Consider the following 24267-nt stretch of genomic DNA (forward strand, 5'->3'; position numbering starts at 1 on the left):
TTCTATTATTGAATGGATAGCTTAGCGCCGTTATATAATTTACCTTCTGCAGAAACCACGTAGGTTTCATCTTTAGTGAGACCAGATATTACCTCTACTTGGTCTCCAATAGTGTTCCCAAGCCGTAACCAACGTAAAATGGCGGTATTATTTGGACCAACTGTGTAAATACCCGTAAGCTGACCGTTTGCTACCAAGGCCGCTTTAGGTACAGTAACATTACTGTTAAACTGGATACCTTCTTCTACAGCAATTGATACCGTGGCAAACATACCCGAACGTAGCTCTTTAGGCGTTTCGTTTAACTTAACCTTCGCCACATACAAACCACCAGAAAATTGAGCAGAAGTACTTAGCTCCATAATTTCTCCCTTAACTGTTTTATCCAAAGCTTTTATGTAAACGTTGGCCTCTTTTCCAACACTTATTTGGTTAATAACACGCTCTGCTACTTTAGCTTCAATTTCATAGACGCCTGGACCTTCTATACTTACCAAGGGCATACCCGGATTTGCCATAGCGCCTTCATCAATATGGGTATTGGTGACCACACCACTAAAAGGAGCTTTTATGTTAGCATAAGCGAATTGTGCATTGACCTCATTTTTCATTTGCTGGGCCGCTTCTAATCTAGCTTTGGCCATCTGGTAGCGTGCGGTTATATCGTCCAACTCTTTCTGTGACGCACTGTTTTGATTGAATAAATTTTGAAATCGTTGGTAGTCCTTCTCGGCATTATTAAAACCTGCAGTAGCTTCTAAAATACCAGCATCTACCTGTGCTTTTTTAGCTTGTAAATCGGTATTCTTAATAACTAAAAGCAACTGGCCTTTTTGAACCTTTTGCCCCACTTTAACCGGTATTCTTTCTACAAAGCCCATCATTCTAGTGCTTAAGGTTGCACTGTTAATAGGGGTTATTTGACCACTACCCGCTTGCACATAACCTGTATTAGTGGTTGCAGTTTGTGCTACTTTTACATTTATAGGGTCTTTTTCTGTTGGACTTACTTTCTTATCCTCTCCACAAGCAACTATAAGTGCAGTAAGGATACTAAAAGCAAAGCCCTTTTTAATTATGGAAAATAATGTATTCATGGTAGTACTATTCTTTGGTTAAAAATTTAAAGTATGCTAGTGCGTAATTGTGTTCGTAAATGGTTTGGCAGTGAGTAAGTTGTTGTTCTGCCAACTGAGTTTCTGCCATTAGTAAGTCTGTGGTTTTTTCAAGACCTTCTTTAAATCTGTTGGTCCGTATTTTTAACGCCTCTTCTGATTGCTCCAAAGCCAAGGCAGATGATGCTAATTGACTTTTAGCAACGGCTAACATGCGTTTGGCCTTGTCTAACTCCATGTTGCTCTTAGCCTTGTAAGACTGCAATTCTAATTGGGCTTTATCAGCATTTATTTTGCCTTTTTTAGCTTGGGAAAAACGCTGGGAACCTTTAAAGATATCCCAGCTTAAACTTGCCCCTAAAGTATACCCATTTGCTCCGGCCTTAAATACTTCATCATCATATAACTCATAGGTTCCAAAGGCGTTTAATCTGGGTAAAAAAGCTAATTTATCTGCTTTTGCATTGGCTTTGTAGGCCTCAGCAGCCTTTCGCATTGCTTTAACATCTGCTCTATTATCTAAAGTAGCATCTATGGTAAGCGTTTCTAGTACCGTTGGTCTTAAATCTGTTTGTGGTTCAAGGTTACCTTCAATAGTGGTTTGCATCAAAAATTTTAAATAATCTGATGCATTGCTCAGGTTACTCAAGGCCTGTTGCAATTGGTCGTTAACCTGAGAGGCGCGCACTTGAGCCTGTAACCAATCTGCTTTTTGAATGAGACCTTGGTCGTAATAATCTTTCGTTAGTTTTTTATTGGCTTTTGCCGTGGTATCTGCTTTTTGAAGTACGGCAACCATTTTATGAGCTAGCTGTAATTGCATGTATGCCTTTTCTGTTTCAAATTGCATGTAGTCTTGTGTTCTTTGAAACTGTAATTCTTTAGCCTCAAAAGTTGACTTTGCTGCCTTTCGTTTTAGAAATCCATCCGCATTAAACAGCGGTTGTTGCACAGAAATAACGGTAGCAAAATTCTCAATAGCATCCGGGTCATTTAATAAATCTGGATTAAAATCTGCCGCTGTAAGCACCTCTTGATTTAATTTGGAACCAAAGGCCATTAACGGATTGGTGGTTGTAATACCAGTATGAGATATAGAAATGTTTGGTAAAAACGTAGCACTACTCATACCATAATCTGCCTTTGCCGCATTGGCTTCTAAGGCCGATATCTTTAGCTGCACATTAGCTTTTTGAACTTCTTCTAAAGCTTTTTCTAAGGAAATAGGAACGGTTTGTTGTGCGTGTAGCACCACAACTGAGAAACATATAAAAGCGAAAAACAACAATTGTTTCATGGTCTATTTTAATTTTAATTCAAAAGTAGACCCATGGATTTTCTTGTGCAGTAACCTTGGTTACCCCACTTGGTGACCCAGGTTACAAATAGATAACCGTTGCTTTTACACGGTAAAAACAACGGTTATCTGCTATACTGTTTTGTGCAGTTATTCGCTTTTCTTTTTCTTTTTATCGGGCACAAAAATAGAAAACAAAAGACCGCCTAACAGACCTCCATATAAGGTGCTATTCAAGGGTTTTGATGTAATGGGGCAGGTGCCGGACAAACAACCAATTTCAGTATAATAAACATATCCAGCCAATAGGCCAACGATAACCCCAACTGCTGTTATTAGTATTCCCTTTTTAGTCATATAAATGTATTAACGTGTGCCGCCGTGACCGCCAGCTACAATTACCAATACTTTTAAACTTAAATAAATGAATTTAAAAAACTGAATGATGGGGTTCATCATTATAAATTGTTTTGTTTTAGATATTCTTCTTGTCATTTTAGTAGTTTTTATAAATGAACCTTATGCTTACTCTGGAATTAACCACCAAAATGGTTTCATTTTGGCTTTGTACAGAAAGGCATAATGTAATGCCAATTTTAACCAGTGCCCCGCTAAACCAATATCACCAAATGTCTGACCTAACTTTCTTCCATGTGAGTCTGGATATTTCTCAAAATCTGGAACAATGGGATATGTTGTGATGCTAACACCACTACCTTTAGTAATTCCGAACCCTGCACTAGCTATACAAGCAGCACCCATATTACCCATGGAACCTTTATGATGTAAGGTTTTATGCTTACCCTTAATTTTATCAATTAAATTATCTGCAACTAATTTTGCCGTAATACCAGAAGGCATACCTGTTCTAGGTGGCGCTGGCGTAATATCTGTACCATTTTTACTTTTTCTAGGCTTTGAAATACCGTGGGGAGGTGCAAAAGCAATACCTGGAGCAAAAATATTTTCATAGTGGGGGTTTTGGTAGGTCTCTGGCCAGTCTTGCACTTTCCATTCTTCATAAGGTTTAGGTGTATAATCCGCATCCACCAACATAAAACCTTTGAATAATTTATCTGTAATATCTACTCCTTTTTTATCATACGCTTTAAATCCATGCCCTGAAAAAGATGGGATAAGCATAGCAAAATCAAAAGGTTCGGTTTTGTATTCGCCATCTAAATTTTCATAATGTGCCAAACCCGCTTCAATTTTTGTTACCCCAGCACCTAAAATCCATTTTATACCTCGGTCTTCAAAAATCATTTCTACCATCTCAGCAGATTTTAAAATATTGCTACCGTAACTCAACAACATTCCGTCCATACCAAAATCGCCCAATTGATATTCGTTAGACAGCCAAGTAATTTCTGCCATATCACGCACCTTATGTCGCCTTAACTCTTGTTCTACGTTTAAAATATATTCAAATGCAGCGCCTTGGCAAGTTGCTTTTGCGTGCCCTGTACCAATAACAATTTTCTGCTTAACCCCTTTTTTCATTTTAGCAATAGCTTGCTCTAGCGCTTTCCAAGAATGGTCTGCATGTGAATAGGTACAAACGGAATACACCCCGTTGGTTCCAGGTTTTAAGCCTTCTGTTGCCTCAAAATTAAGTTTGGGTCCCGTGGCATTTATCAAATAATCGTAAGTTACCTTTTCTGTTTGCCCAGCTTTTTCCGCAACATATTCAATTGTTACAAACGGAGCTTCTGTTTCAGCATCACCTTCTGGGTGAAAAGTTGTAACCTTTGCTTGCTTAAATTCAATACCCTTCTTTTTGTATAAAGGTTTCAGTGGAAATTTGGTTTGTTCTGGTTGCATACGGCCTATACCCACCCAAATGTTTGATGGTATCCATTGATAACTGCTATTTGGCGAGACCACAACAACCTGATGTTCCTTAGCTAATTTTCGTCTTAAATGCGAAGCCGCCACATGGCCAGATATGCCGGCCCCTAATATTACGATTTTAGACATTTTAGTTTGCTTTATTTAAATGTGATTTAAAGGTAGGGTCACATACCCATACCAATCAGCAACTTTGGTCACCTCTATTGGTAACCTTAGTTACCAAACTAACAACCTAAGCAAACTAACTTTAACTTAAAATTTTTTCTTTTTTAGATTAAAACACAACAAGCATGAGAAACGATTCTAACACATTTATCTACATAATTGGTGGTATCATTTTGCTTCATTTTATTATTGGGTTTATATGGCTCATCTTTAAGTTCAGTAAGAAAAAAGAAGACTAATAACTGGTATCATCTAATTTTACTTTACCATTGAAAGTTCGGTAAAGGAACAAGAAATACATGGCCAATAAGGGTGCTCCAATTAGCACAATAGTTAGCATAATACCTAATGATTTTTGCGAAGAAGCCGCATTATAAATAGTAACACTATAAGCAGGATTTATTGTTGAAGGCAGCAATACGGGATACAATTGAAAAGCCACCAACATTAGTAAAAATGCCATAGTCAACGAAGAAAATATTAAGGCTTGCATGTACTTCTTTTTAGACACCAATCTAGGCACATTGGCCACCGCTAAAAATGCCAAAATAGGAATGACAAAAAACACTGGGTTTTCTTTGAACTTATCGATTACCCCGGGCAAATAGATTAAAGTATAGAACGAAGTAAAAACAAAAGTTACGATAAAGAAAATCATTCCCTTCTTTAAAAGAAACGTTAATCTAGCAAACAACCGGCCTTCTGTCTTCAACAAGAGAAAAATAGCCCCTTGGGTCATAAAAATAGATAAAGTGGTTAACCCAGTTAAGATAGCATACGGATTTAAGAACGTAAGGAATACACCACCTTTATACACATGATTTTCATGCAGTTCAAACCCTTGTAACACATTACCCAAAACAACACCCAACAGAAAACCAATTAGGGTATTGGAAAGAAAGTAAACAATATCCCACGTTTTTCGCCACCAAGTCATTTCTTCCGCACTTCTAAACTTTATGGCCGCTGAACGCAACACCAATAGCATTAAAAAAAGCATAAAAGGAATATACATGGCCGATAACATAGTGGCGTACATTACCGGAAAACCAGCGAACAATGCGCCACCACCAATTATTAACCAAACCTGGTTGGCATCCCAAATAGGACCAATAGCGTTAATGGCTATACGCCTACTCATATCTTTTCTAAAGAACAAATGCCAAGCGCCGGCACCATAATCAAAACCTTCTAAAATGGCGTAACCAGAAAATAATAGTCCAACAACCAAGTACCATAAAGTGGGATAATCTATGCCTAAAAATGTTTCCATGCTGTACCTATTACGTATATTTTAAAAATTCGTTTGGATTTTCTGCTTCTTCATATGGGCCGTGTTTTATTTTTTTATTTACCGAGTAAAGAAATAGTAAAAACAAGATGGTGTACACCACAAAAAACAAAATCAAAGAAAATAGAATCTGATTGGAAGACACCTCTTGAGAAAAAGCGTCGCTGGTTTTTAAATGACCGTAAACCACCCAAGGCTGCCTACCCATTTCTGCGGCAAACCAACCTACCTGATTGGCTATCTGCGGTAATAGTGCCGATAAAACAAAAATCCTTAACAACCATTTTTTCTCAAACAATTTTCCGCGCCACCACAAGTAGCAAGCATAGAGGGTTAAACCTATTAAAAACATGCCAATGGAAATCATGATATGGTAAAACTGAAATACGGCATTAACTTGTGTTGGCACCTCATCTTTAGGAAAAGCATTTAATCCCGCAACGGGTTCTTCAAAATCTTGATGTACCAAAAACGAAAGTCCACCAGGAACACCGATTCCCGTAACCTCTTGCGAATCGTTATCTACCCATCCAAAAAGGTACAAATCAGCAGCTGCAGATGGTTCATAATGGCCTTCCATAGCGGCTAATTTAGCCGGTTGGTTTTCTGCTACGCCATCTGCGGAGCTATGCCCGGAAGCCAACTGTGTTAACGAAACAAGGGTTGCTACCGCCAAAGCTATTTTAAAAGCTTTTTTAGAAATTTCTACGTACCTGCCTTTTAGAAGGTAATAGGCATGTACACTTAGCACTAAAAAGGCACCCGAAAGAAATGCACCTTGCCAAACATGTATTATACGGTCTACACTCGATGGATTGAAGACCATGGCCCAAAAGTCGGTTACCTCGGCCCTTGCATTTAAACCTTCACCAACAATATGGTAACCCGCAGGGGTTTGTTGCCAACTGTTGGCCACCACAATCCAAACTGCGGAAAACATGGACCCTAAAAAGACACCAATGGTTGATATAAAATGAACTTTAGGAGAAACCCTGTTCCACCCAAATAGTAAAATACCCAAGAAGGTACTTTCTAGACCAAAAGCAAATAAACCCTCTGCCGCTAAGGCACTACCAAAAATATCACCAACATATTTAGAGTAAACTGACCAATTGGTACCAAATTCAAACTCCATGATGATGCCCGTAGCCACACCTATACCAAAGGTTATCGCGAATATTTTTAACCAAAAACGGGTTAAAATTTCATATTGCTTCTTGCCTGTTTTTAAATAAAGACCTTCAAAAACAACCATTAATAAGCCTAAACCAATACTTAATGGTGGATATATGTAATGAAAGGCTACAGTAAAAGCAAACTGGATTCTTGCGAGGATTTCTGTATCCATATAATGTAAGTTTTCTCAAAATTATAGGGTACAAAACTGAGCAAACGTAACTCCGGTTACTTTAACTGTGTTTTAAATCTTTTTTAACACCGTTACCAACAACTTAACTTTTTCCGCTACGCATCATTAGAAGTACAGCTACAACAAGAATTACAACAACAGCAGCAAAAACCCCAATCATTAAAACGCCGTTGTCCCAAGAAACTAATGGAAATAATGAAGTTAAAAGCATAATTTTTAATTTTAGTAAAGTAAATGTAGTAGATTGATTAAGTTGAAAATATGATAATTCTCATAAAAAAAAGGGGTGGTTTTAACCACCCCTTTATCACTATTCTGTTTAACTAGTATATGTTTTTACTAGATACTTTTTTTAGCCAAATACCAATCTACTTTTTCTAACGTATCATCTGCTAATCTTTCGTTTAATTGGTCTAAGGTTTTAGGAGGCCCAACAATAACTTTATCACCTTTTTTCCAATCTAAAGGCATTGCCACCTTATGTTTGTCTGAAGTTTGTAAAGCTTCTAATGAACGTAATATTTCATCCATATTTCTACCTACATTAAGTGGATAATACATAATTAACCTTATCTTTTTGTTTGGGTCTATAAAGAAAACTGCTCTTACTGCAGCTGTCTCACTTTCGTTAGGTTGCAACATGCCATACAATTTAGACACCTTCATATCTAAGTCTGCAATTATTGGAAAATCAAAATACACCCCTGTGTTTACTCTTACATTTTGCACCCAACCTAAATGTGCATGTATACTATCAATACTCAAACCTAATAGCTCAGTATTTAGTGCATCAAATTCATCTTTACGTTGCGCAAAACCACTCATTTCTGTAGTACAAACAGGTGTAAAATCTGCAGGATGAGAAAACATAACAATCCATTTGTCCTTAGCAAAATCAGAAAGTTTTATGTTCCCTTTTGTAGTAACTGCTTCAAAATCTGGTGCAATATCCCCTATTCTTGGCATTGAAGTAACCGGATTATCATTTAATAAATCATTCATAATAGTATAGATTTTAATTATATTTATTTAATTTTTAATAAATGTATACTATCATATAATAAAGAAAAGTTACCTGGGTTACACTAACCTAATTGAGTTTAAATTTTAACAAAACATTTGTTTTTCTGAAGTAAAAAAGACGGCTATTAACCGTCTTTACGCTTTAAACATTTTCGCCTTTCAGCATTTTATTCCAGTACAAATAGGGTAAGCCATATTTTTTAAGCATCCATAGTCTCCAATGCTCTTTAGAACTATCAAAGACAAGCATGCGTTTTAATTTTGGGTCAGGTATAAAATTATTTTTGTAATCGAACTCTGCTAAAGTCATTTTGCCGTAACCCGTTACTAACGGACAAGAAGAGTAACCATTATACGATTTATTGGTGGCCGCTTTATGGGCAATTAACATTGAGATATTATCTACAACAATAGGCACTTGTTTACGAATTGCTGCACCTGTTTTAGCTGTAGGCAACGCAGCTACATCACCTAATCCAAAAATATTAGGGTATTGATTGTGTTGCATAGAAAAATGGTCTACGTTCAACCAACCAGCATCATTTGATAACACGGAGTCTCTAATAAATTTTGGTGCTGCTTGTGGTGGTGCAAGATGCAACATATCAAATGGCACTTCTATATCAGCATCACCATACATTTTTTCCCCTAAAGGATTATCCTCATTAATTACACACTGATTTTCTTCAGGAGCGGTATGATTAAAATGAACAATCTTATTTTCTACATCAATCCATTTTGGTGCATAAAAAGGTTTAAAATGAATTCCGTATCGATCAATAACCTTCATTAAGGTATCTCGAATTTCTTTCACTCCAAAAATTACAGTACCAGGGGTGGCAAATATGACATTGGTTTTAGCTGCCAGTCCATTTTTTCTAAAATAATCTGCTGCTAAATAGGCAATTTTTTGTGGTGCGCCACCACATTTAATAGGAGTAGTTGGCTGCGTAAAAAGTGCATTGCCCCCTTTAAAGTTTTTAATGGTTTGCCACGTATGTTCAGGGTCGGTGTAATTACTACAAGCTATGCCCTTTTCCATAGCTTCTGGTAAACCTTTTATCATAGAAGGTTCCATAACTAAGCCCGGAGCCACTACCAAAAAATCGTAGTTTACAATACCATTGGCTTCTGTAGTTACTGCATTATTTTCGGGGTCAAAACCTGTCGCCTTATCTTTTATCCAGTCAACACCAGAAGGCATTACTTCTGCCATAGGTTTTGCAGTTTTTTTAAAATCGTAGGTACCAGCACCTACTAGGGTCCATGCGGGTTGATAATAATGGGTATCAGAGGGTTCAATAATGCCTATACTTGTTTTGGCATCTTTTTTAAGTAACTGTGCAGCGGTCATAATACCTGCAGTTCCCCCTCCAATGATTAATACTTGATAATGCGACTTCATAATTTTGTCAGTTAGTTAAATTCTCTGTAATATAAATACGAACATCTCAATATTATGTAACATTTGTTACATTCTTCTCAATACAATAGCCAACTATTAAAAAAAGAAAAGCCGCTCTATATAGAGCGGCTTTTAACTGAACCAACCAAAAATTTAGTTTTTTACTTTACATGTATTAATTCCAAAAATGGTATATAAAGGACAAAAACTAACAAAACTTGTAAGTAAAAACACAGCACCTACTGCAAGTAGTATATAACCTAATGTGCCTTCGACTACACCCGTTATAAATAATACCGAAAATAGTATTGCTACCAATATTCTTAAGATGCGGTCAGCACCTCCCATGTTCTTTTTCATAATAGCTATTTATAGGGTTTCAATTAAAACTACAATTCCTGATATTAGTAGAAAACAAAGCGTACAAACCGCAATTAACTTCAACAACATTTTTGTCTTCATAATCAAAAGTAACTATGTACAAAGCAAAGAGATGTAACTTAGGTTACAAATTCAATAATTCTAATCAACTATTTTTAACAAATTCACACTCAACAGCATGAACCGACGAAAATTTAACAACTACTTATCCTTAGCTGCAATGGGAAGTATTATCGGCACTCCTATTGTTTTTGGCAAAAAATTACCAGCAGGCTATATTCCTTTAGGCTTGCAAGACCCAGACCCATTTTCAATGTTTAAAAAGGATAAAGAAATGGTAGTTTTAAATGATAAGCCTTGGAACATGGAAGCTCAGGCTCATCTTTTAGATGATAAGATAACCCCCAATAAATACATGTTCATTAGAAATAATGGTAAAATACCTACAGCAATTGACGTTAATAGCTGGAAACTTATCATCGACGGTGAATCTGTTAACCAGAAAAAAACATACAGTCTAAACGAACTAAAATCGAAGTTCAAACAATACACCTATCAATTAACTTTAGAATGTGGAGGTAATGGTAGAAGTGAATTTAATCCTCCTGCAAAAGGCAATCAGTGGACCATTGGAGCAGTAGCCTGTGCAAATTGGACAGGTGTACGCTTAAAAGATGTTTTAGAAGATGTAGGCATAAAATCTGATGCAGTATATATTGGCTACCATGCTGCGGACACCCACTTAAGTGGAGACCCCACTAAAGAACCTATATCTAGAGGTGTACCTATAGCAAAAGCATTGCAAGAAGAAACTTTGATTGCCTTTAAAATGAATGGTGAGGCTATTCCTTTAGCCCACGGTTATCCGTTACGTTTAGTATGTGGCGGTTGGCCGGCATCTGCTTCGGGCAAGTGGCTAACAAGTATAAGTGTAAGAAACAAAGTGCATGATGGTCCAAAAATGGTAGGGTCTTCTTATCGGGTTCCTTGCAAACCAGTAGCACCAGGAGAAAAAGTAGACGATGAAGATATGTGCATTATAGAATCTATGCCCGTAAAATCTTTAATCACGTATCCAAAAACCGGCGCAACAATAAAAACAGGACAACAACTTTCCATTAGAGGTCATGCATGGGCGGGTGAATTGGAGGTAACTAAAATGGAATATTCTATAGATTTTGGAAGTACTTGGAAAAAATGTGATTTAGCCATGGCAAGTAACCGTTTAGCGTGGCAGCATTTTAAAGCTAGCATACGCTTCCCAGAAAAGGGATATTATGAAGTTTGGGCGAGAGCCACAGATAGTCAAAGCAATAGTCAACCTATGGTTTTACCTGGATGGAATCCAAAAGGATATTTAAACAATGCTTGTCATAGAATAGCGGTAAAAGTTGTATGATGCAGAATAACAATTTTGAACATTCGGTAAAACAATTACGAAAGCTAAGCGTAATCATCTTTGTATTTTTTATGAGTATTGCCGCTGTTTTACTATATATCATGGTTGACCCAACCTTATCCGCTTTTACACCTAAACCAGATAGTACAGATTTAGTTGTAGTAAATGATGACCCAAATGAAAATTTTGATAAGATTGAAGATGGCATACATGTTCGTACAGGTTTTGTAGAAGGTGAAGGATTAATGACCGTTGTAAACAATTGCACTAATTGTCATTCTGCCAAATTGGTTACCCAAAACCGAATGAACAAAGAAGGTTGGAAAGCCACAATAAAGTGGATGCAAGACACCCAAAACTTATGGGATTTAGGTAAAAACGAAGAAATTATAGTTAATTATTTGGCTACGCATTATGCGCCAGAAAAAAAAGGTCGCAGACAAAATTTAGCCAATATTGAGTGGTATGAGCTTAAAGAGTAGTTTTTTAGTGCCGGTACTATTATTTTTTGCGCTGGCTTGTCAATCCAATCAGAGCTCAAAGAGTCTTGCCAAAAAGGAATTTAAAACCCTTATTGAAGCTTCTGAAATTGCAAGCTTAGTATCGCAAGACGGTTATGTTGTAGTTGATTTAAGACCTTACGAGAATTATAAAGCCGGTCACCTACCAAAAGCTATTCAACTATGGAGAACAGATATTGAAGATGCAAAACATACTTCAAATGGAATGATGTTAACTAAAGAAGCACTTCAATCTTTATTTTCTGAAAAGGGAATAACTAATGAAGATACCCTAATTCTATATGATGATAAAGGCTCTTGTGAAGCGGCACGCCTATGGTGGATTTTGGATAATTACGGTATAACCACCACTAGAATTGTAAACGGTGGCGTTAGTGCTCTGCTAGAAGCTGGTTTTGAATTCAACACTAAAGAACCTATTAGAAATTCTACAAATTTTATAATTACACAAGAAAACCCTGTTAAACATATTGAAGGTGTTGCTTTAAAAGCGCTTTTAGACCAAAATGTACAAATCACCATTGTTGATACTAGAACTAAAAATGAATATTCTGGTTATCGCAACAAAAAAGGAGCAGGTAAAGCCGGTAGAATTCCTACAAGTATCCACATAGATTGGGCAAAAGCTGTTGATTACAACGCTTCTAAAAAATTTCGTTCTATTGAAGAATTAGAAAAAATATATCACCCATATTTACCAAATAAAAATGAACCTATAATTGTGTATTGTCATTCTGGTGTACGCTCTGCGCATACTACTTTTGTGTTGACAGAATTATTAGGGTATACAAACGTTAGAAATTATGATGGCTCTTGGACAGAATGGAGCAATTATGATTTACCCATTGAATATGATGTTAAAACTGAAATTTTTGAATAATGGAACAGTATTTAGACGCCTTTATATCCGCTTTTAATGGAACTGTAAATTACACCTGGAAAGCTATAACCTTTGATGTTCCATGGTATAAAAACTATTTCTGGGGGTTAACGGCAATTTCGCTGCTGGTTTGGCTATTGGAGCTATTATTTCCATGGCGTAAAAATCAATCTGCATTCAGAAAAGATTTTTGGATGGATGCTTTTTACATGTATTTCAATTTCTTTGTTTTTGCGATTGTTATAAGCGGGGTTTATAAGATACTCGGTTTGCTTTTCGCAGAGTTTGGCATAAAAGCAGAAAGCTTGGCTTTACTAAATACATCTGGTTGGCCGGTATGGGCTGAACTTCTGGTATTTTTTATACTATTAGATTTTGTGCAATGGTTCACTCATGTTTGCTTACATAAGTTTCCAGCATTATGGCGTTTTCATCAAGTTCACCATAGTGTAAAAGAAATGGGTTTTGCTGCGCATTTACGCTACCATTGGATGGAAAATATACTTTATAAACCACTAAAAACATTTGGTGTAATGATTCTAGGTGGCTTTGAGCCCGAACAAGCCTACATTGTACACTTTGCGGCAATTGCCATTGGCCATTTAAATCACGCTAATATTAAATTATCTTACGGCCCATTAAAATATATATTCAACAATCCTGTAATGCATTTATACCACCATGCATACACCTTACCCAAAGGTAGTTTCGGCGTTAATTTTGGGATTAGTTTAAGCCTGTGGGATTACATTTTTAAAACAAATCACATTCCAGAAGATAGCGGATTGGTACCTTTGGGGTACCCTGGAGATGAAAAAATGCCAAGTTCTTTCTGGGGGCAACTGTTTTATGGTTTTAAAAAGAATTAAGCGCTAATTTGGACATACTTATATACCTTCTTATAGGGTTAATTACAGGTTACGTTGGTGGCTATGCAGGTATCGGCGGCGGACCATTTATTGTAGCAGCATTAGTCCTATTTGCAGGCTTAACGCAATTACAAGCTCAGGGTAGCATGTTAGCTATAATGATGGGACCAATGAGTTTTCTTGGTGTATTATCATTAAAACAAGAGGTTAAAGCATTATTGCCGTCTATAATTATCGGGGTAGTCTCGTATTGCATTTTCTCTTATTTGGGTGCTGTTTTTGCTTTCTACATTGGCGAAATGGATATGAGACTGTATTTTGCCATTCTACTTATTTTTTTGGGTGTATTGCAACTCAAAAACTTTTCTTTTATCTCTAGTAAATCAAGTCCTAAAAAGAAAATTGCACATGGCTGGATATTTCTATTAGGTGCTATAACTGGCATTTTTGGTGGTCTTTTTGGAATTGGCGCAGGAGTTCTAATGGTGCCCGTTTTAATACAGTTCTTTACTATGGATAAAAATTATGCTCGCGCCCTGAGCTTAGCCATATTATTACCACCGGTTAGTCTAGGTGGGTTTTTAAAATACAATGCAGAAATGCCTGTAAATTGGACCCTGGTTATTTGTGTATTCTTAGGCTATTTTATAGCCAATCACTTTGGTGCTAAAGCGGGTAATTTGAGCTCAAATACCAATTTCAAAAGATATTATGCTTTTTTACTCTTTGCTTTATCTTTAGTTTATCTAGTTGTATTGGTATAACTGCGTGGGTAAGAATATTTTCATTTCCGAAAAAGCAACATCATCTAAATGACCCATTTTTTGTAAGTTATTGGTGATTAAATGTAAATGCAAATTACTGTCATGATGTGTAAAAATGCCTTTATGTTTTGTTGAATAAAAACCAACTATTGTTACCTCCTCTTTTCCAATACTGTAATTAACTTGTCCTATATGCGCTTCTTTTGGAGAAGACACCTTGGTATTATCTGGCAGATTTTGAATATGAATCTTTGCATTACTCACAACACCAATTAGTTTAACGATAAACGGTTTATTTACTTCTCCAACCTGGGTTGGAATCCACCTTTCTAAACTAGATACAGTCGAAATTTCTTTTGGCAAGTCCAATTTTTTCCAATTTTGTTGCCACCCGTATACAAAAAAAGGAGCCTCCGCTTTAGGTGATTTTTTAACCAACATGGTGGAGTCAGATAGTACTTTAGATTGAAAAAATTGTCCGTCTAAAATTAATAGTTCGCCTTTTAGATTACTTAAAGGCCCTAAACCATAAAGATTTTTTGTGTTTGAAATAGTATCTAAATTAATTACTCCGTCTAATTGCCCTTGCCACATCACATTTTTCATTGCTCCTGAAATAGCAATTTCTCCATCAAGTGTTGATGATTTTTTACAACTAACCATGATATTAACCAATACTACTACAACTATCGTAATCTTAGGCATTCTTAATCTTTTGAACTAAATCATTAGAAGCCACCACACCAGATTGTCGCCATTTTAATTTTCCATCTTTAAATAGCATTAAAGTAGGCACGCCCCTAACTTGATATTGTGCAGCTAATGGTTGGTTTTTATCCACATCGATTTTAATGATTTTAACATCATTTCCAAGTGTATCTTTAACTTCTTTAAGAATAGGCGGCATCATTTTACAAGGACCACACCATTCTGCAAAAAAATCTATTAATACGGGTTTATCCCCAGAAATAATTTCATTGAAACTGGACATCTTCTTTCTTATCTAAAGTTATACTCCAAATACCTCTTACTTCATTTACGTTATATCCCGTTGCTTTGTCTTCAGGATATTTGGCAGAAAGCAAATTCTGAACCTCTAAAGTAATATTCTCTTTAGGTTTACCATGACATTTTAAGCACATATCATTAGTTATAATGGGATAATAAAAATGTACCTCCTGGTTACCTTCTTCAACAATGGGTGCTATTTTTTCATTTGTAGCTACATTTTTTTTAAACGTTTCAATATGTTGTAACTCAATTTTATTTGCGGTGTTTTTTGGATTTCTTGGTTTATCACTAACTCTTTTAATCTTTGCGTTATATGCTACTGCCATACTATCAGTTAACGGATAGGCTTTTATATTACAAAATTCAACAGCTTTAGCAACCCCTGAATCTTGTATTGTTCCCATCAAATTTTTGCCTAAAACCTTTTTAGTTCCCAAAGCGTATTTCAGTCCAAGTTCCTTATAAGAAAGTTGTTCATTAGTAAAACTCAAAACAGGTTGTGAATCATTTTTATACAGCTTTTTACCATGATCTTGCCAATGAGTTTTGAACCAGTTTGGCTCTTCAATCTTATAATCGTAAACAAATGAGGCAATTTTTTCAACTTCTTCTTTCTCGTAAATTGATTTAGGCATTAACCCAAATCTTTTTACAGCGCCTTTAAGTTTTACATTTTCTTTTGCGGGCTTTAATACGAAAGAAGTAAAAGCTTCAATAAACTCTTCTTTTGTGGTAGAGTCTTCTAAGTAGTGCGCTTTAACCGCAATCATTGGTGGACCTACCCTACCTTGTTTTTCTGGAGCGGAAGGACTGTGACACAGATAACACTTCTGTTCTAGTAACTTTTTACCTTCTATAGCATTGGAAACAACCAAGCTATCATTAGTAATAGTTGTAAATTCTTTATCTGATTTTTGATTTTTGCAAGAAAAGAATAAAATAGTGATGAGTCCTAAAATACCATATAGTTTACCCATAACAACAGTTTTAATTTCTAGACCAAGCAGAATAGCCACCTGCTAAATCAATGATTTCTTCAAAGCCCATGGCTACCAGTCTAGAGGCTGCTTTTTGACTACGGTTACCCGATTGGCAATACAAATAAACAGGCTTACTTTTATCTAAAGATTCAAAACCATTTTTAAATTGGCTTGAACTAAAAAAGTCAAAATTTTTAGCTCCTTTTATATGACCATTATTGTATTCTCTAGCCGTACGTACATCTACTAATTGTACTTTACTACCATTTTTAATGGCCTTCTGATATGCTGGTTTTTGTAAAATTTGGATTTTATCTGATAGTGGCTTGCTGCCAAAAATTGCTTTTAAAAACGACATTGTTTAAGTATTTAAGATGTTAAAAATAGCTCTCTTGAATACCTTAAACAGTAACAGTTGTTACACAAGATTAGTTTTAAGCGATTCTTTTAGAAAGATTTATAAAAAATTCTTTTCCTTCTCTAGGCTTTATAGAATTGATACATTTTTCAAAGACGTTACTATTAAAAAGTGAATCAAAATATCCTAAATATTCAGTTTTAGAACCGCCAAAAGGAGGGCCATCTTTAAGTGGAAAATCAAAAAGCAAACCCACTAATTTTCCATGGGGCTTTAATAATTCGTGCATTTTTACAGCGTAAGATTTTCGCAATTCTGGAGCTAGTGCACAAAAGAAGGTTTGTTCAAGAATCAAATCAAATTGTCCTTCTAATTCAAAAAAATCTTTGACAATAAAATGATGTTCAGGAAAATGTGGAGCTCTATCTAAAAAGCCCTGTTTTGTAACGGGTGCAATGTCTACCACAGTTACATTTTTAAACCCCTGATTGTGTAAATACTCAGCTTCATAGGCATTACCGCCCCCTGGTATTAAAATAGAAATGGTTTTATCTTGAAGTTGGTCTACATAGGTTTTTATAGGTGTAGAAGGGTAACCTATATCCCATCCCATTCGATTATCAATATACCTAGAATTCCAATATTCAGCGTTTAATTTTGTATTCATTATTCTTGAACCCAATCATTATAACCCCCAGAATAGTCATAGATTTCAACAAAGCCTTCTTGTTTTAGAATTTCTGCTGCTCTATTACTACGACCACCCATTTTACAGTATAAATAAACCGGTTTAGACTTATCTAGCGTCTTTATTTGTTGAAGAAAAGTATTACTGTCACTGATATTAAAATTTACAGCATCATCAATATAACCAGCTTCAAACTCTTCTTGTGTTCTAACATCTATTAATTGAACATCTTTACCTATGACATTATCTTTTAAATGGACTTTATCAATTTTAGATATCGTAGAACTAGATTGGGATTGACAGCTAAAAAAAACCACCAATCCCAAAATAAGTATATTGCTTTTTAATAAAATTTTCATAGAACTATTTAATTGTGCTAGGACAAATATAGTCTGTAACTGGAATATCAGCCTCTTTTATGGCTTTCATACCCCCTGCCACATCAATTAAATTATGTATTCCTCTACTTTTTAGGATTGAAGCTGCAATCATGCTTCGATACCCACCAGCGCAATGAATATAAAAATTTTCTTTACCAGGAAATTCCGCCAAATGCTCATTTAAAAAGTCTAATGGTGTACTATGCGCAGAGGCTATGTGCTCCGAAATATATTCTCCTGGTTTACGAACATCAAAAACAGGCACATTGTCCTCTAAAGCTTCTTTGAGTGTTGAAGCACTTACAGAACTTACGGTATCATATTCTTTAGCCGCATTTTTCCACGCCTCAAAACCACCTTTTAAATAGCCTAAAGTGTTATCAAAACCTACTCTAGAAAGTCTTGTAACTACTTCTTCTTCTCTACCTTCTGGGGTTACTAGTAAAATAGGTTGTTTAACATCACCTATTAAGGCACCAACCCATGGTGCAAATCCGCCATCAATACCTATAAAAATAGAACGCGGAATGTGTCCTTTAGCAAAATCATTTTGATGACGTACATCTAAAACTATAGCGCCTGTCTCATTTGCTGCAGCTTCAAATGCATCTGGTGACAGTTGTTGCGTACCTCTTTCCAAAACCTCATCTATATCTTCATAACCTTCTTTATTCATTTTTACATTTAAAGGAAAGTATTGTGGAGGAGGCATTAATCCATCAGTTACTTCTTTTACAAATTCTTCTTTACTCATATCTGCACGAAGCGCGTAGTTCATTTTCTTTTGATTACCTAAGGTATCCACGGTTTCTTTCATCATATTCTTACCACAGGCTGAACCAGCACCATGAGCAGGATAAACTATAACATCATCTGCCAGCGGCATAATCTTATTTCTTAGACTATCAAATAGGGTTTCTGCGAGCTGCTCTTGCGTCATATCCGCTGCCTTTTGAGCTAAATCTGGTCTACCAACATCACCTAAGAAAAGGGTGTCTCCGCTAAATATAGCGTGGTCTTTACCATTCTCATCTCTCAATAAGTAGGTAGTACTTTCCATGGTATGCCCTGGTGTGTGTAATACTACAATGGTAACTTTACCTAATTGAAATTCTTGACCATCTGTGGCCACAATACTATCAAAAGATGGGTTGGCATTTGGGCCGTATATAATTGGGGCTCCAGTTTCTTTAGATAACGTAACATGCCCGCTTACAAAATCGGCATGGAAGTGCGTCTCAAAAATATATTTGATTTTAGAATTAGCTTTTTCAGCTCTTTCTAGATAAGGTTTAACCTCTCTTAAGGGGTCTATAACAGCTACTTCACCTTCACTTTCAATATAGTACGCACCTTGCGCTAAACAACCTGTATATATTTGCTCAATTTTCATCTTCTTTCAAATTTTAATTAAAATTACAACCTATCTATCAGATATTTTGTCACTTTAGTTACAAGAACTTACTTGTATTGTAATGCTACTTTATTTTGTAATTCTGATTTTCCAACTTTTTGTAAACAATCTTCATAAGCTTCAGCAGTTCTAACATAGATATTTTCTTGCCCAATTACATTAACCAAGCCGCTTTTATGAATAATATCTCTTGTTGGCCCTATGGAGCCTGCAATTTTAAATGTTATGTTCTTTTGCTTTAGTTCTTCTACCACGGTTTGTAACATTAATACAGCGGTACTATCAATATAGTTAATTGCTTCAGCATTTAAAATTATGTATTGTAAGGCGTTGCCTTTTTTCTCTACCTGTTGTTCAATGGTTTTTTTAAAAAAAGCAGCGTTTGCAAAATACAGTTGGGCATCAAAACGAAGCATTAAAATTTCTTCAGGATTTTCAACACCTTCAGTAAAGCGTTTAATATTTTTAAAATAATCCATACCCTTTATTTTACCTAAAATGGCAACATGAGGCACAGATGTTCTATATACCATGATTAATAGTGATAGCAGAACACCAATTAAAATACCCTCTTTAATGCCAATAGTCAAAGTAATTATAAAGGTGGCGATGAGTAAAAAGAACTCATCTTTTCTTCTATTGAAAAGTTGAACTGGGTATTTAAAATCTATTAATCCGAATACAGCAACCATTATTATTGCAGCGAGTACTGCATTTGGCAAGTAATAAAATAGTGGTGTTAGAAATAATAAGGTAAGGGCAATAACAAGGGCGCTTACCACGGATGAAATTCCAGTTTTTGCTCCCGCCTCATCATTAACCGCGGTTCTTGAAAAACCCCCGGTAACCGGGTAAGATTGAAAAAAAGAACCCACAATATTAGAGGTTCCCAATGCCACTAGTTCTTTATTAGCATCAATTTCATATTCTGGATGACGTTCTGCAACAGCCTTAGATACAGAAATAGCCTCCATAAAAGCTATCAAAGCTAAGGTTAATGCTACAGGTATTAAATCACCTATTCTTTCTGAGTTCAACTCTGGTAGTTGAAAAGATGGTAAGCCAGACGGTATTTGCTCTACAATTTTTACCCCTTGTAAATTCCATTGAAATAAATAAACAGTTACAATACCCAGCACCACCACTATAAGTGCTGAGGGTATTTTTTTATTTATTCTTCTCATAATTTTAATAAGTACAATAGCTACAATACCTATAGATAATGTTAGTAAGTGTGTGCCATCTATTGCATTTACTGCTTGTACAAACAAGTGTTGAATTTTGTTACTCCCCGGAATATCAATTCCTAACAGATGCTTTAGTTGGCTCATTCCAATAATTATAGCTGCAGCAGAAGTAAAACCACTAATAACAGGTTTAGATAAAAAATTTACCAAAAAACCCATTTTGGCTACACCAAGAATTAATTGAACCACACCCATCATAAAAGCCAGTAAAATAGCCATAGCTACATACTCATTGACACCAGATAATGATAATGCTCCTAAACCTAAGGCCACCAAAAGAGAATCCATAGCAACCGGACCTACAGACAACTGCCTAGAAGACCCCATAAAAGCGTAAACTACTTGCGGCATTAAAGAAGCATAAAGGCCATAAATAGGTGGTAGGCCAGCAATCATGGCATATGCCATACCTTGCGGAATTAAAAGTACCCCAACTGTAATTCCAGCAAAAACATCACTAGACAAATTTGCTTTATTGTATTTGGGCAGCCAATCTAATATGGGTAAAAATTGCTTCAATTATTTTTGGTTATTCAGAACTATCTGATTTCGGTTCAAACTAATTTTACCTAGGTTTTCCATCTTTTTAAGCAGTCTAGAAATCACCACTCTTGAACTATGCAAATCGTAGGCAATTTCTTGATGGGTTTTTGTAATGATATTATTTTTATTGAGTTCTGCTTTTTTATGAAGATATTCCATTAGGCGTTCATCCATATTCATAAACGCAATGCTATCTACTGTATGTAACAATTCGTTTAAACGAGCATGGTAACTTTCAAAAACAAAATTACGCCAAGTACGATATTTAGCCGTCCACTCTTCCATTTTACGAATTGGAATCATGATAAGTTTGGCGTCTGTTTCAGCAATTGCACGAATTTCACTTTGGGCATCACCTAAACAACATGCCATTGTCATACTACAAGTATCACCCTGTTCTAAATAATACAACAGTAACTCATCTCCTTCAGAATCTTCACGTAAAATTTTAATTACACCGTCAATCAACAACGGCATATACCTCACATAATCTCCTATTTCAATTAGTTTAAAACCTGCAGGAACCTCTTTAAAAGTGCCAACTTGGGCAATCTCTGTAATAAGTGGCTGCTCAAAGGTATTTCCGAAACTTGTATTTAGTTCATTAATCACGACACGAAATTAGAAAATGAATGCTTTAAGTTTGGTAACTATAGTTACATGTTTTGCAATGCCTCTTGAAACGGCATACTTGTTAATCTCTTATTTGTAATACGATACACTGCGTTTGCGATAGCTGCTCCAATTGGGCCAAGAGGAGGTTCCCCCACCGGACCAGGAGTTTCTCTACCCTGTAATAGAATTACCTCTATCTCTTTAGGAGCATGTTTTAGTAATGCCATTTGATATGGTCCGTAAATTGTAGGATTTAATTGACCATCTTTTACGGTCATTTTTTCAAATACCGATGCGCTTATACCCATAATAATAGCACCTTCGCATTGTGCTCTTACTTGGTCAGGATTTACGGCCAATCCAGGATCTAACACACAAGTAACTTTATGAATTTTAATTTGATTTTCCACTATTGAAAGTTCAACAACTTGAGCGCAAGGCGTGCCTGCATCAGTTGAAGCGGCAAATCCCATAGCTTTACCATTGATAACCGTATCTTGATAGCCTGCTTTTTCAGCAGCGGTTTTAATTACATTACATAAACGCTCACCTGACTTATCATTTTGAATATGTGCTAAGCGAAAATCAACTGGATTTTTACCAGCTTTTTCAGCTAAAACGTCCATAAAACTTTCCCAAGCAAAAGTATTGGCCAACAACCCTAAACTACGCCACCAACTGGTTGCAAAAGGTAACTCTACATGCCAAGATGTTGTTCTAATTTTAGGAATATTTAGGTATTGACAAAACCCGCCACGTATAGCCCCAACATCTGCTCCTAAAAAAGAATTTAATGCGCTAGGCAATAAGGCAGAATCTATAGCTACATCACCACTAGAAAAATCGTGTTGAAGGTGGGCAATATTTCCATCATCAGTCAAATTAGCTTTAAGTACATGATGCGTAGGAGGGCGAAACATATCATGCTGAAATTCTTCTTTTCTACTAAAGAAGTATTTCACTGGTTTACCTACCGCTTTTGACATCACGGCTGCTTGCATTGCGTGTGGTGTATGTAACCTTCTACCAAAACCACCACCCAAAAATGTAGGTACAATATTTACTTTTTCAGTATCAAGTTCTAATCTTTTAGCCACTTCTTTTTGTGTTATAGCAACTACCTGAGTAGAAAGATATAAGGTAGCCCCTTCTTCTGTGACATTTGCCACTACGCCGTTGGGTTCAATTTGTGCATGAGCACCAATTGGAGTAGTAAATTCCATTTGCACTTCTGGATCCGAGATTTCAGCACCATTTTTTTGAATTATTGTGGGCTTACCATTGCCCACCTTCATTTTATTTTCAATATCCGCTAATTGTAAATTAGTAGGTGCATCCCAAGTTACTTTTATAGCATGCTTTGCATTTTCAGCTTCAATAAAGCTTTTGGCTATAACACCTACAAAATCTTCCTCTTCAACAATTTTAAGTACACCAGGCATATTTTGTGCCTTGCTAACATCAGCAGTTATAAAAGTAGCCCCTATGTGCTCGGGTCTAACTACAGCACCGTAAACCATGTTAGGTATATCTACATCCATCCCAAAAATTGGAGCACCAAATACTTTATCATCTAAATCAACACGAGGTACCGATTTACCAATGATTTTATAGTCAGAAATCTTTTTTAATTCTGGGGTATCTACCTCTGGCCATTCTGAAATTTTTTCAGCTAATTCTGCAAAGGTTATTTGCTCCCCATTTACTTTTATAACACCGTTTTTAATTTTTAAATCAGATTTTGGCACTCCTAAATTTTCAACAGCAGCAGCCAAAATCATTTCTCTCATTGTTGCGGCTAATTCTCTCAAGGGCATCCACAAACTGGCTATAGAAGTACTGCCACCAGTTGCAAAGCTGTCTATATTTCCAGTAATAGAAGGTGCATGCACCACCTTAATCATTGCAATAGGTACTTCCAACTCATCTGCGGCCAATTGTGCCATACCAGTGAACGTACCCTGGCCCATTTCTACTTTTGGAGAATACAGTCTTATTTTATTCGCTGAGGTTAACTCAAACCACAATAAAGGTTCAACTCCACTACCCATATAGGGCGAATCAGCTGAATTGGCGTAAGCCAATATTTGTCTACGAATAGGATTTCTAAATAGATATGTTCCAACAGCCAAAACACCAGCAGTACCTACTGCACCTCTAACTAAGAATTTTCTTCTAGAAACTTTTTTATTCTCACCCATATTTATGAAGTTTTAGAAGTTTCTATTAATTCATTTGCCTTAATTTCCGCTGCTCTTTGAATGGCTTTGCGCATACGATAGTATGTTCCGCACCTACAAATGTTGATAATATTTTTATCAATATCTTCATCTGTTGGATTCGGAATTTTTTCTAATAAAGCAGCAGTAGCCATCATAAAACCAGGTTGACAATAACCGCATTGTGGAACAACTTTTTCTACCCAAGCTTGTTGAACAGGATGAGGATTGTCTAGTGTTCCTAAGCCTTCAATGGTAACCACCTTTTTACCTTCGGCAAACTTTATAGGATAAGAACAAGACCTTACTGCTTCTCCGTTAACATGTATTGTACACGCACCACAGGCTGCTTTTCCACAGCCAAATTTGGTGCCTTTTTGCCCTAAGATATCTCGAATTACCCATAGTAATGGGGTCATATCATCTGAAAGCGTAACGGTTTCAGCGCTTCCATTTAAAGTAAAATTAATTGTCATAAT

At 36.1% G+C, this 24267-nt stretch carries 27 protein-coding genes; 5 read left to right on the plus strand and 22 right to left on the minus strand.

Features of this window, described 5'->3' with window-relative positions; translation table 11 throughout:
- Positions 1-5 precede the first annotated feature (5 nt).
- The 11 genes from H5V42_RS06905 to H5V42_RS06945 all read right to left on the minus strand — a co-directional run bounded on the left by H5V42_RS06905 (position 6) and on the right by H5V42_RS06945 (position 9879).
- On the minus strand, positions 6-1097 hold the full coding sequence (locus H5V42_RS06905) for an efflux RND transporter periplasmic adaptor subunit (protein ID WP_185782411.1): 1092 nt from the start codon (positions 1095-1097) through the stop codon (positions 6-8).
- 7 nt (positions 1098-1104) lie between these two features.
- On the minus strand, positions 1105-2412 hold the full coding sequence (locus H5V42_RS06910; protein ID WP_185782412.1) for a TolC family protein: 1308 nt from the start codon (positions 2410-2412) through the stop codon (positions 1105-1107).
- Between the two features lie 150 nt (positions 2413-2562).
- On the minus strand, positions 2563-2769 hold the full coding sequence (locus H5V42_RS06915; RefSeq protein ID WP_185782413.1) for a DUF6132 family protein: 207 nt from the start codon (positions 2767-2769) through the stop codon (positions 2563-2565).
- 9 nt (positions 2770-2778) lie between these two features.
- On the minus strand, positions 2779-2907 hold the full coding sequence (locus H5V42_RS15285) for a hypothetical protein (RefSeq protein WP_262889913.1): 129 nt from the start codon (positions 2905-2907) through the stop codon (positions 2779-2781).
- A gap of 30 nt (positions 2908-2937) precedes the next feature.
- Positions 2938-4392, minus strand: a complete 1455-nt coding sequence (locus H5V42_RS06920; protein ID WP_185782414.1) for an NAD(P)/FAD-dependent oxidoreductase — start codon at positions 4390-4392, stop codon at positions 2938-2940.
- 274 nt (positions 4393-4666) lie between these two features.
- Complete coding sequence (gene cydB, locus H5V42_RS06925; protein WP_185782415.1) at positions 4667-5704, minus strand: cytochrome d ubiquinol oxidase subunit II; 1038 nt, start codon at positions 5702-5704, stop codon at positions 4667-4669.
- A 10-nt stretch (positions 5705-5714) separates the two neighbouring features.
- Positions 5715-7070 carry a cytochrome ubiquinol oxidase subunit I gene (locus H5V42_RS06930; protein WP_185782416.1) on the minus strand — a complete coding sequence of 452 codons (1356 nt, stop codon included), beginning with the start codon at positions 7068-7070 and terminating at the stop codon, positions 5715-5717.
- Between the two features lie 103 nt (positions 7071-7173).
- Positions 7174-7302: a hypothetical protein gene (locus H5V42_RS15290; protein ID WP_262889914.1), complete on the minus strand. Its 129-nt coding sequence runs from the start codon at positions 7300-7302 to the stop codon at positions 7174-7176.
- 128 nt (positions 7303-7430) lie between these two features.
- Positions 7431-8093 (minus strand): peroxiredoxin, encoded by a 663-nt coding sequence (locus H5V42_RS06935; protein WP_185782417.1) that lies wholly within the window; start codon positions 8091-8093, stop codon positions 7431-7433.
- 163 nt (positions 8094-8256) lie between these two features.
- The gene (locus H5V42_RS06940; protein ID WP_185782418.1) at positions 8257-9519 is read right to left on the minus strand and encodes an NAD(P)/FAD-dependent oxidoreductase; all 1263 of its coding nucleotides are present in this window, start codon (positions 9517-9519) and stop codon (positions 8257-8259) included.
- Positions 9520-9672: 153 nt separating this feature from the next.
- Positions 9673-9879: a YgaP family membrane protein gene (locus H5V42_RS06945; RefSeq protein ID WP_185782419.1), complete on the minus strand. Its 207-nt coding sequence runs from the start codon at positions 9877-9879 to the stop codon at positions 9673-9675.
- 199 nt (positions 9880-10078) lie between these two features.
- Here H5V42_RS06945 and H5V42_RS06950 point away from each other — a divergent pair, with 199 nt between their 5' ends.
- The 5 genes from H5V42_RS06950 to H5V42_RS06970 are packed head-to-tail and all read left to right on the plus strand — an operon-like array spanning position 10079 to position 14333.
- On the plus strand, positions 10079-11299 hold the full coding sequence (locus tag H5V42_RS06950) for a sulfite oxidase (protein WP_185782420.1): 1221 nt from the start codon (positions 10079-10081) through the stop codon (positions 11297-11299).
- Positions 11296-11781 (plus strand): monoheme cytochrome C, encoded by a 486-nt coding sequence (locus tag H5V42_RS06955; protein ID WP_185782421.1) that lies wholly within the window; start codon positions 11296-11298, stop codon positions 11779-11781. The genes H5V42_RS06950 and H5V42_RS06955 overlap by 4 nt, the downstream gene beginning before the upstream one ends.
- A complete protein-coding gene (locus H5V42_RS06960) occupies positions 11765-12700 on the plus strand; it encodes a sulfurtransferase (RefSeq protein ID WP_185782422.1) in 936 nt (311 codons plus the stop codon). The genes H5V42_RS06955 and H5V42_RS06960 overlap by 17 nt, the downstream gene beginning before the upstream one ends.
- Positions 12700-13569, plus strand: a complete 870-nt coding sequence (locus H5V42_RS06965) for a sterol desaturase family protein (RefSeq protein ID WP_185782423.1) — start codon at positions 12700-12702, stop codon at positions 13567-13569. The genes H5V42_RS06960 and H5V42_RS06965 overlap by 1 nt, the downstream gene beginning before the upstream one ends.
- Before the next feature lie 8 nt (positions 13570-13577).
- Positions 13578-14333, plus strand: a complete 756-nt coding sequence (locus H5V42_RS06970; protein ID WP_185782424.1) for a sulfite exporter TauE/SafE family protein — start codon at positions 13578-13580, stop codon at positions 14331-14333.
- Here H5V42_RS06970 and H5V42_RS06975 read toward each other — a convergent pair.
- From H5V42_RS06975 to H5V42_RS07025, 11 genes are all read right to left on the minus strand, one after another.
- Positions 14316-15038 carry an acetolactate decarboxylase gene (locus H5V42_RS06975; RefSeq protein WP_185782425.1) on the minus strand — a complete coding sequence of 241 codons (723 nt, stop codon included), beginning with the start codon at positions 15036-15038 and terminating at the stop codon, positions 14316-14318. The two genes, H5V42_RS06970 and H5V42_RS06975, sit on opposite strands and share 18 nt — an antisense overlap.
- A complete protein-coding gene (gene trxA / locus H5V42_RS06980) occupies positions 15031-15324 on the minus strand; it encodes a thioredoxin (RefSeq protein WP_185782426.1) in 294 nt (97 codons plus the stop codon). The genes H5V42_RS06975 and trxA overlap by 8 nt, the downstream gene beginning before the upstream one ends.
- Positions 15308-16321, minus strand: coding sequence for a Tll0287-like domain-containing protein (locus H5V42_RS06985; RefSeq protein ID WP_185782427.1), 1014 nt, complete (start codon positions 16319-16321; stop codon positions 15308-15310). Before H5V42_RS06985 ends, trxA begins: the two co-directional genes overlap by 17 nt.
- 10 nt (positions 16322-16331) lie before the next feature.
- The gene (locus H5V42_RS06990) at positions 16332-16682 is read right to left on the minus strand and encodes a rhodanese-like domain-containing protein (RefSeq protein ID WP_185782428.1); all 351 of its coding nucleotides are present in this window, start codon (positions 16680-16682) and stop codon (positions 16332-16334) included.
- A gap of 76 nt (positions 16683-16758) precedes the next feature.
- Positions 16759-17349, minus strand: coding sequence for a methyltransferase domain-containing protein (locus tag H5V42_RS06995; protein WP_185782429.1), 591 nt, complete (start codon positions 17347-17349; stop codon positions 16759-16761).
- Complete coding sequence (locus tag H5V42_RS07000; RefSeq protein WP_185782430.1) at positions 17349-17729, minus strand: rhodanese-like domain-containing protein; 381 nt, start codon at positions 17727-17729, stop codon at positions 17349-17351. Before H5V42_RS07000 ends, H5V42_RS06995 begins: the two co-directional genes overlap by 1 nt.
- A 4-nt stretch (positions 17730-17733) precedes the next feature.
- Positions 17734-19143 (minus strand): MBL fold metallo-hydrolase, encoded by a 1410-nt coding sequence (locus tag H5V42_RS07005; protein WP_185782431.1) that lies wholly within the window; start codon positions 19141-19143, stop codon positions 17734-17736.
- Between the two features lie 68 nt (positions 19144-19211).
- Positions 19212-20930, minus strand: coding sequence for a SulP family inorganic anion transporter (locus H5V42_RS07010; RefSeq protein WP_229665619.1), 1719 nt, complete (start codon positions 20928-20930; stop codon positions 19212-19214).
- Positions 20931-21566 carry a Crp/Fnr family transcriptional regulator gene (locus H5V42_RS07015; protein WP_185782432.1) on the minus strand — a complete coding sequence of 212 codons (636 nt, stop codon included), beginning with the start codon at positions 21564-21566 and terminating at the stop codon, positions 20931-20933.
- Between the two features lie 44 nt (positions 21567-21610).
- Complete coding sequence (locus H5V42_RS07020; protein ID WP_185782433.1) at positions 21611-23770, minus strand: xanthine dehydrogenase family protein molybdopterin-binding subunit; 2160 nt, start codon at positions 23768-23770, stop codon at positions 21611-21613.
- Between the two features lie 2 nt (positions 23771-23772).
- A complete protein-coding gene (locus H5V42_RS07025) occupies positions 23773-24264 on the minus strand; it encodes a (2Fe-2S)-binding protein (protein WP_185782434.1) in 492 nt (163 codons plus the stop codon).
- Positions 24265-24267: the final 3 nt, after the last annotated feature.

It is taken from the genome of Croceivirga lutea (genome assembly GCF_014235875.1).
GTDB lineage: Bacteria > Bacteroidota > Bacteroidia > Flavobacteriales > Flavobacteriaceae > Croceivirga > Croceivirga lutea.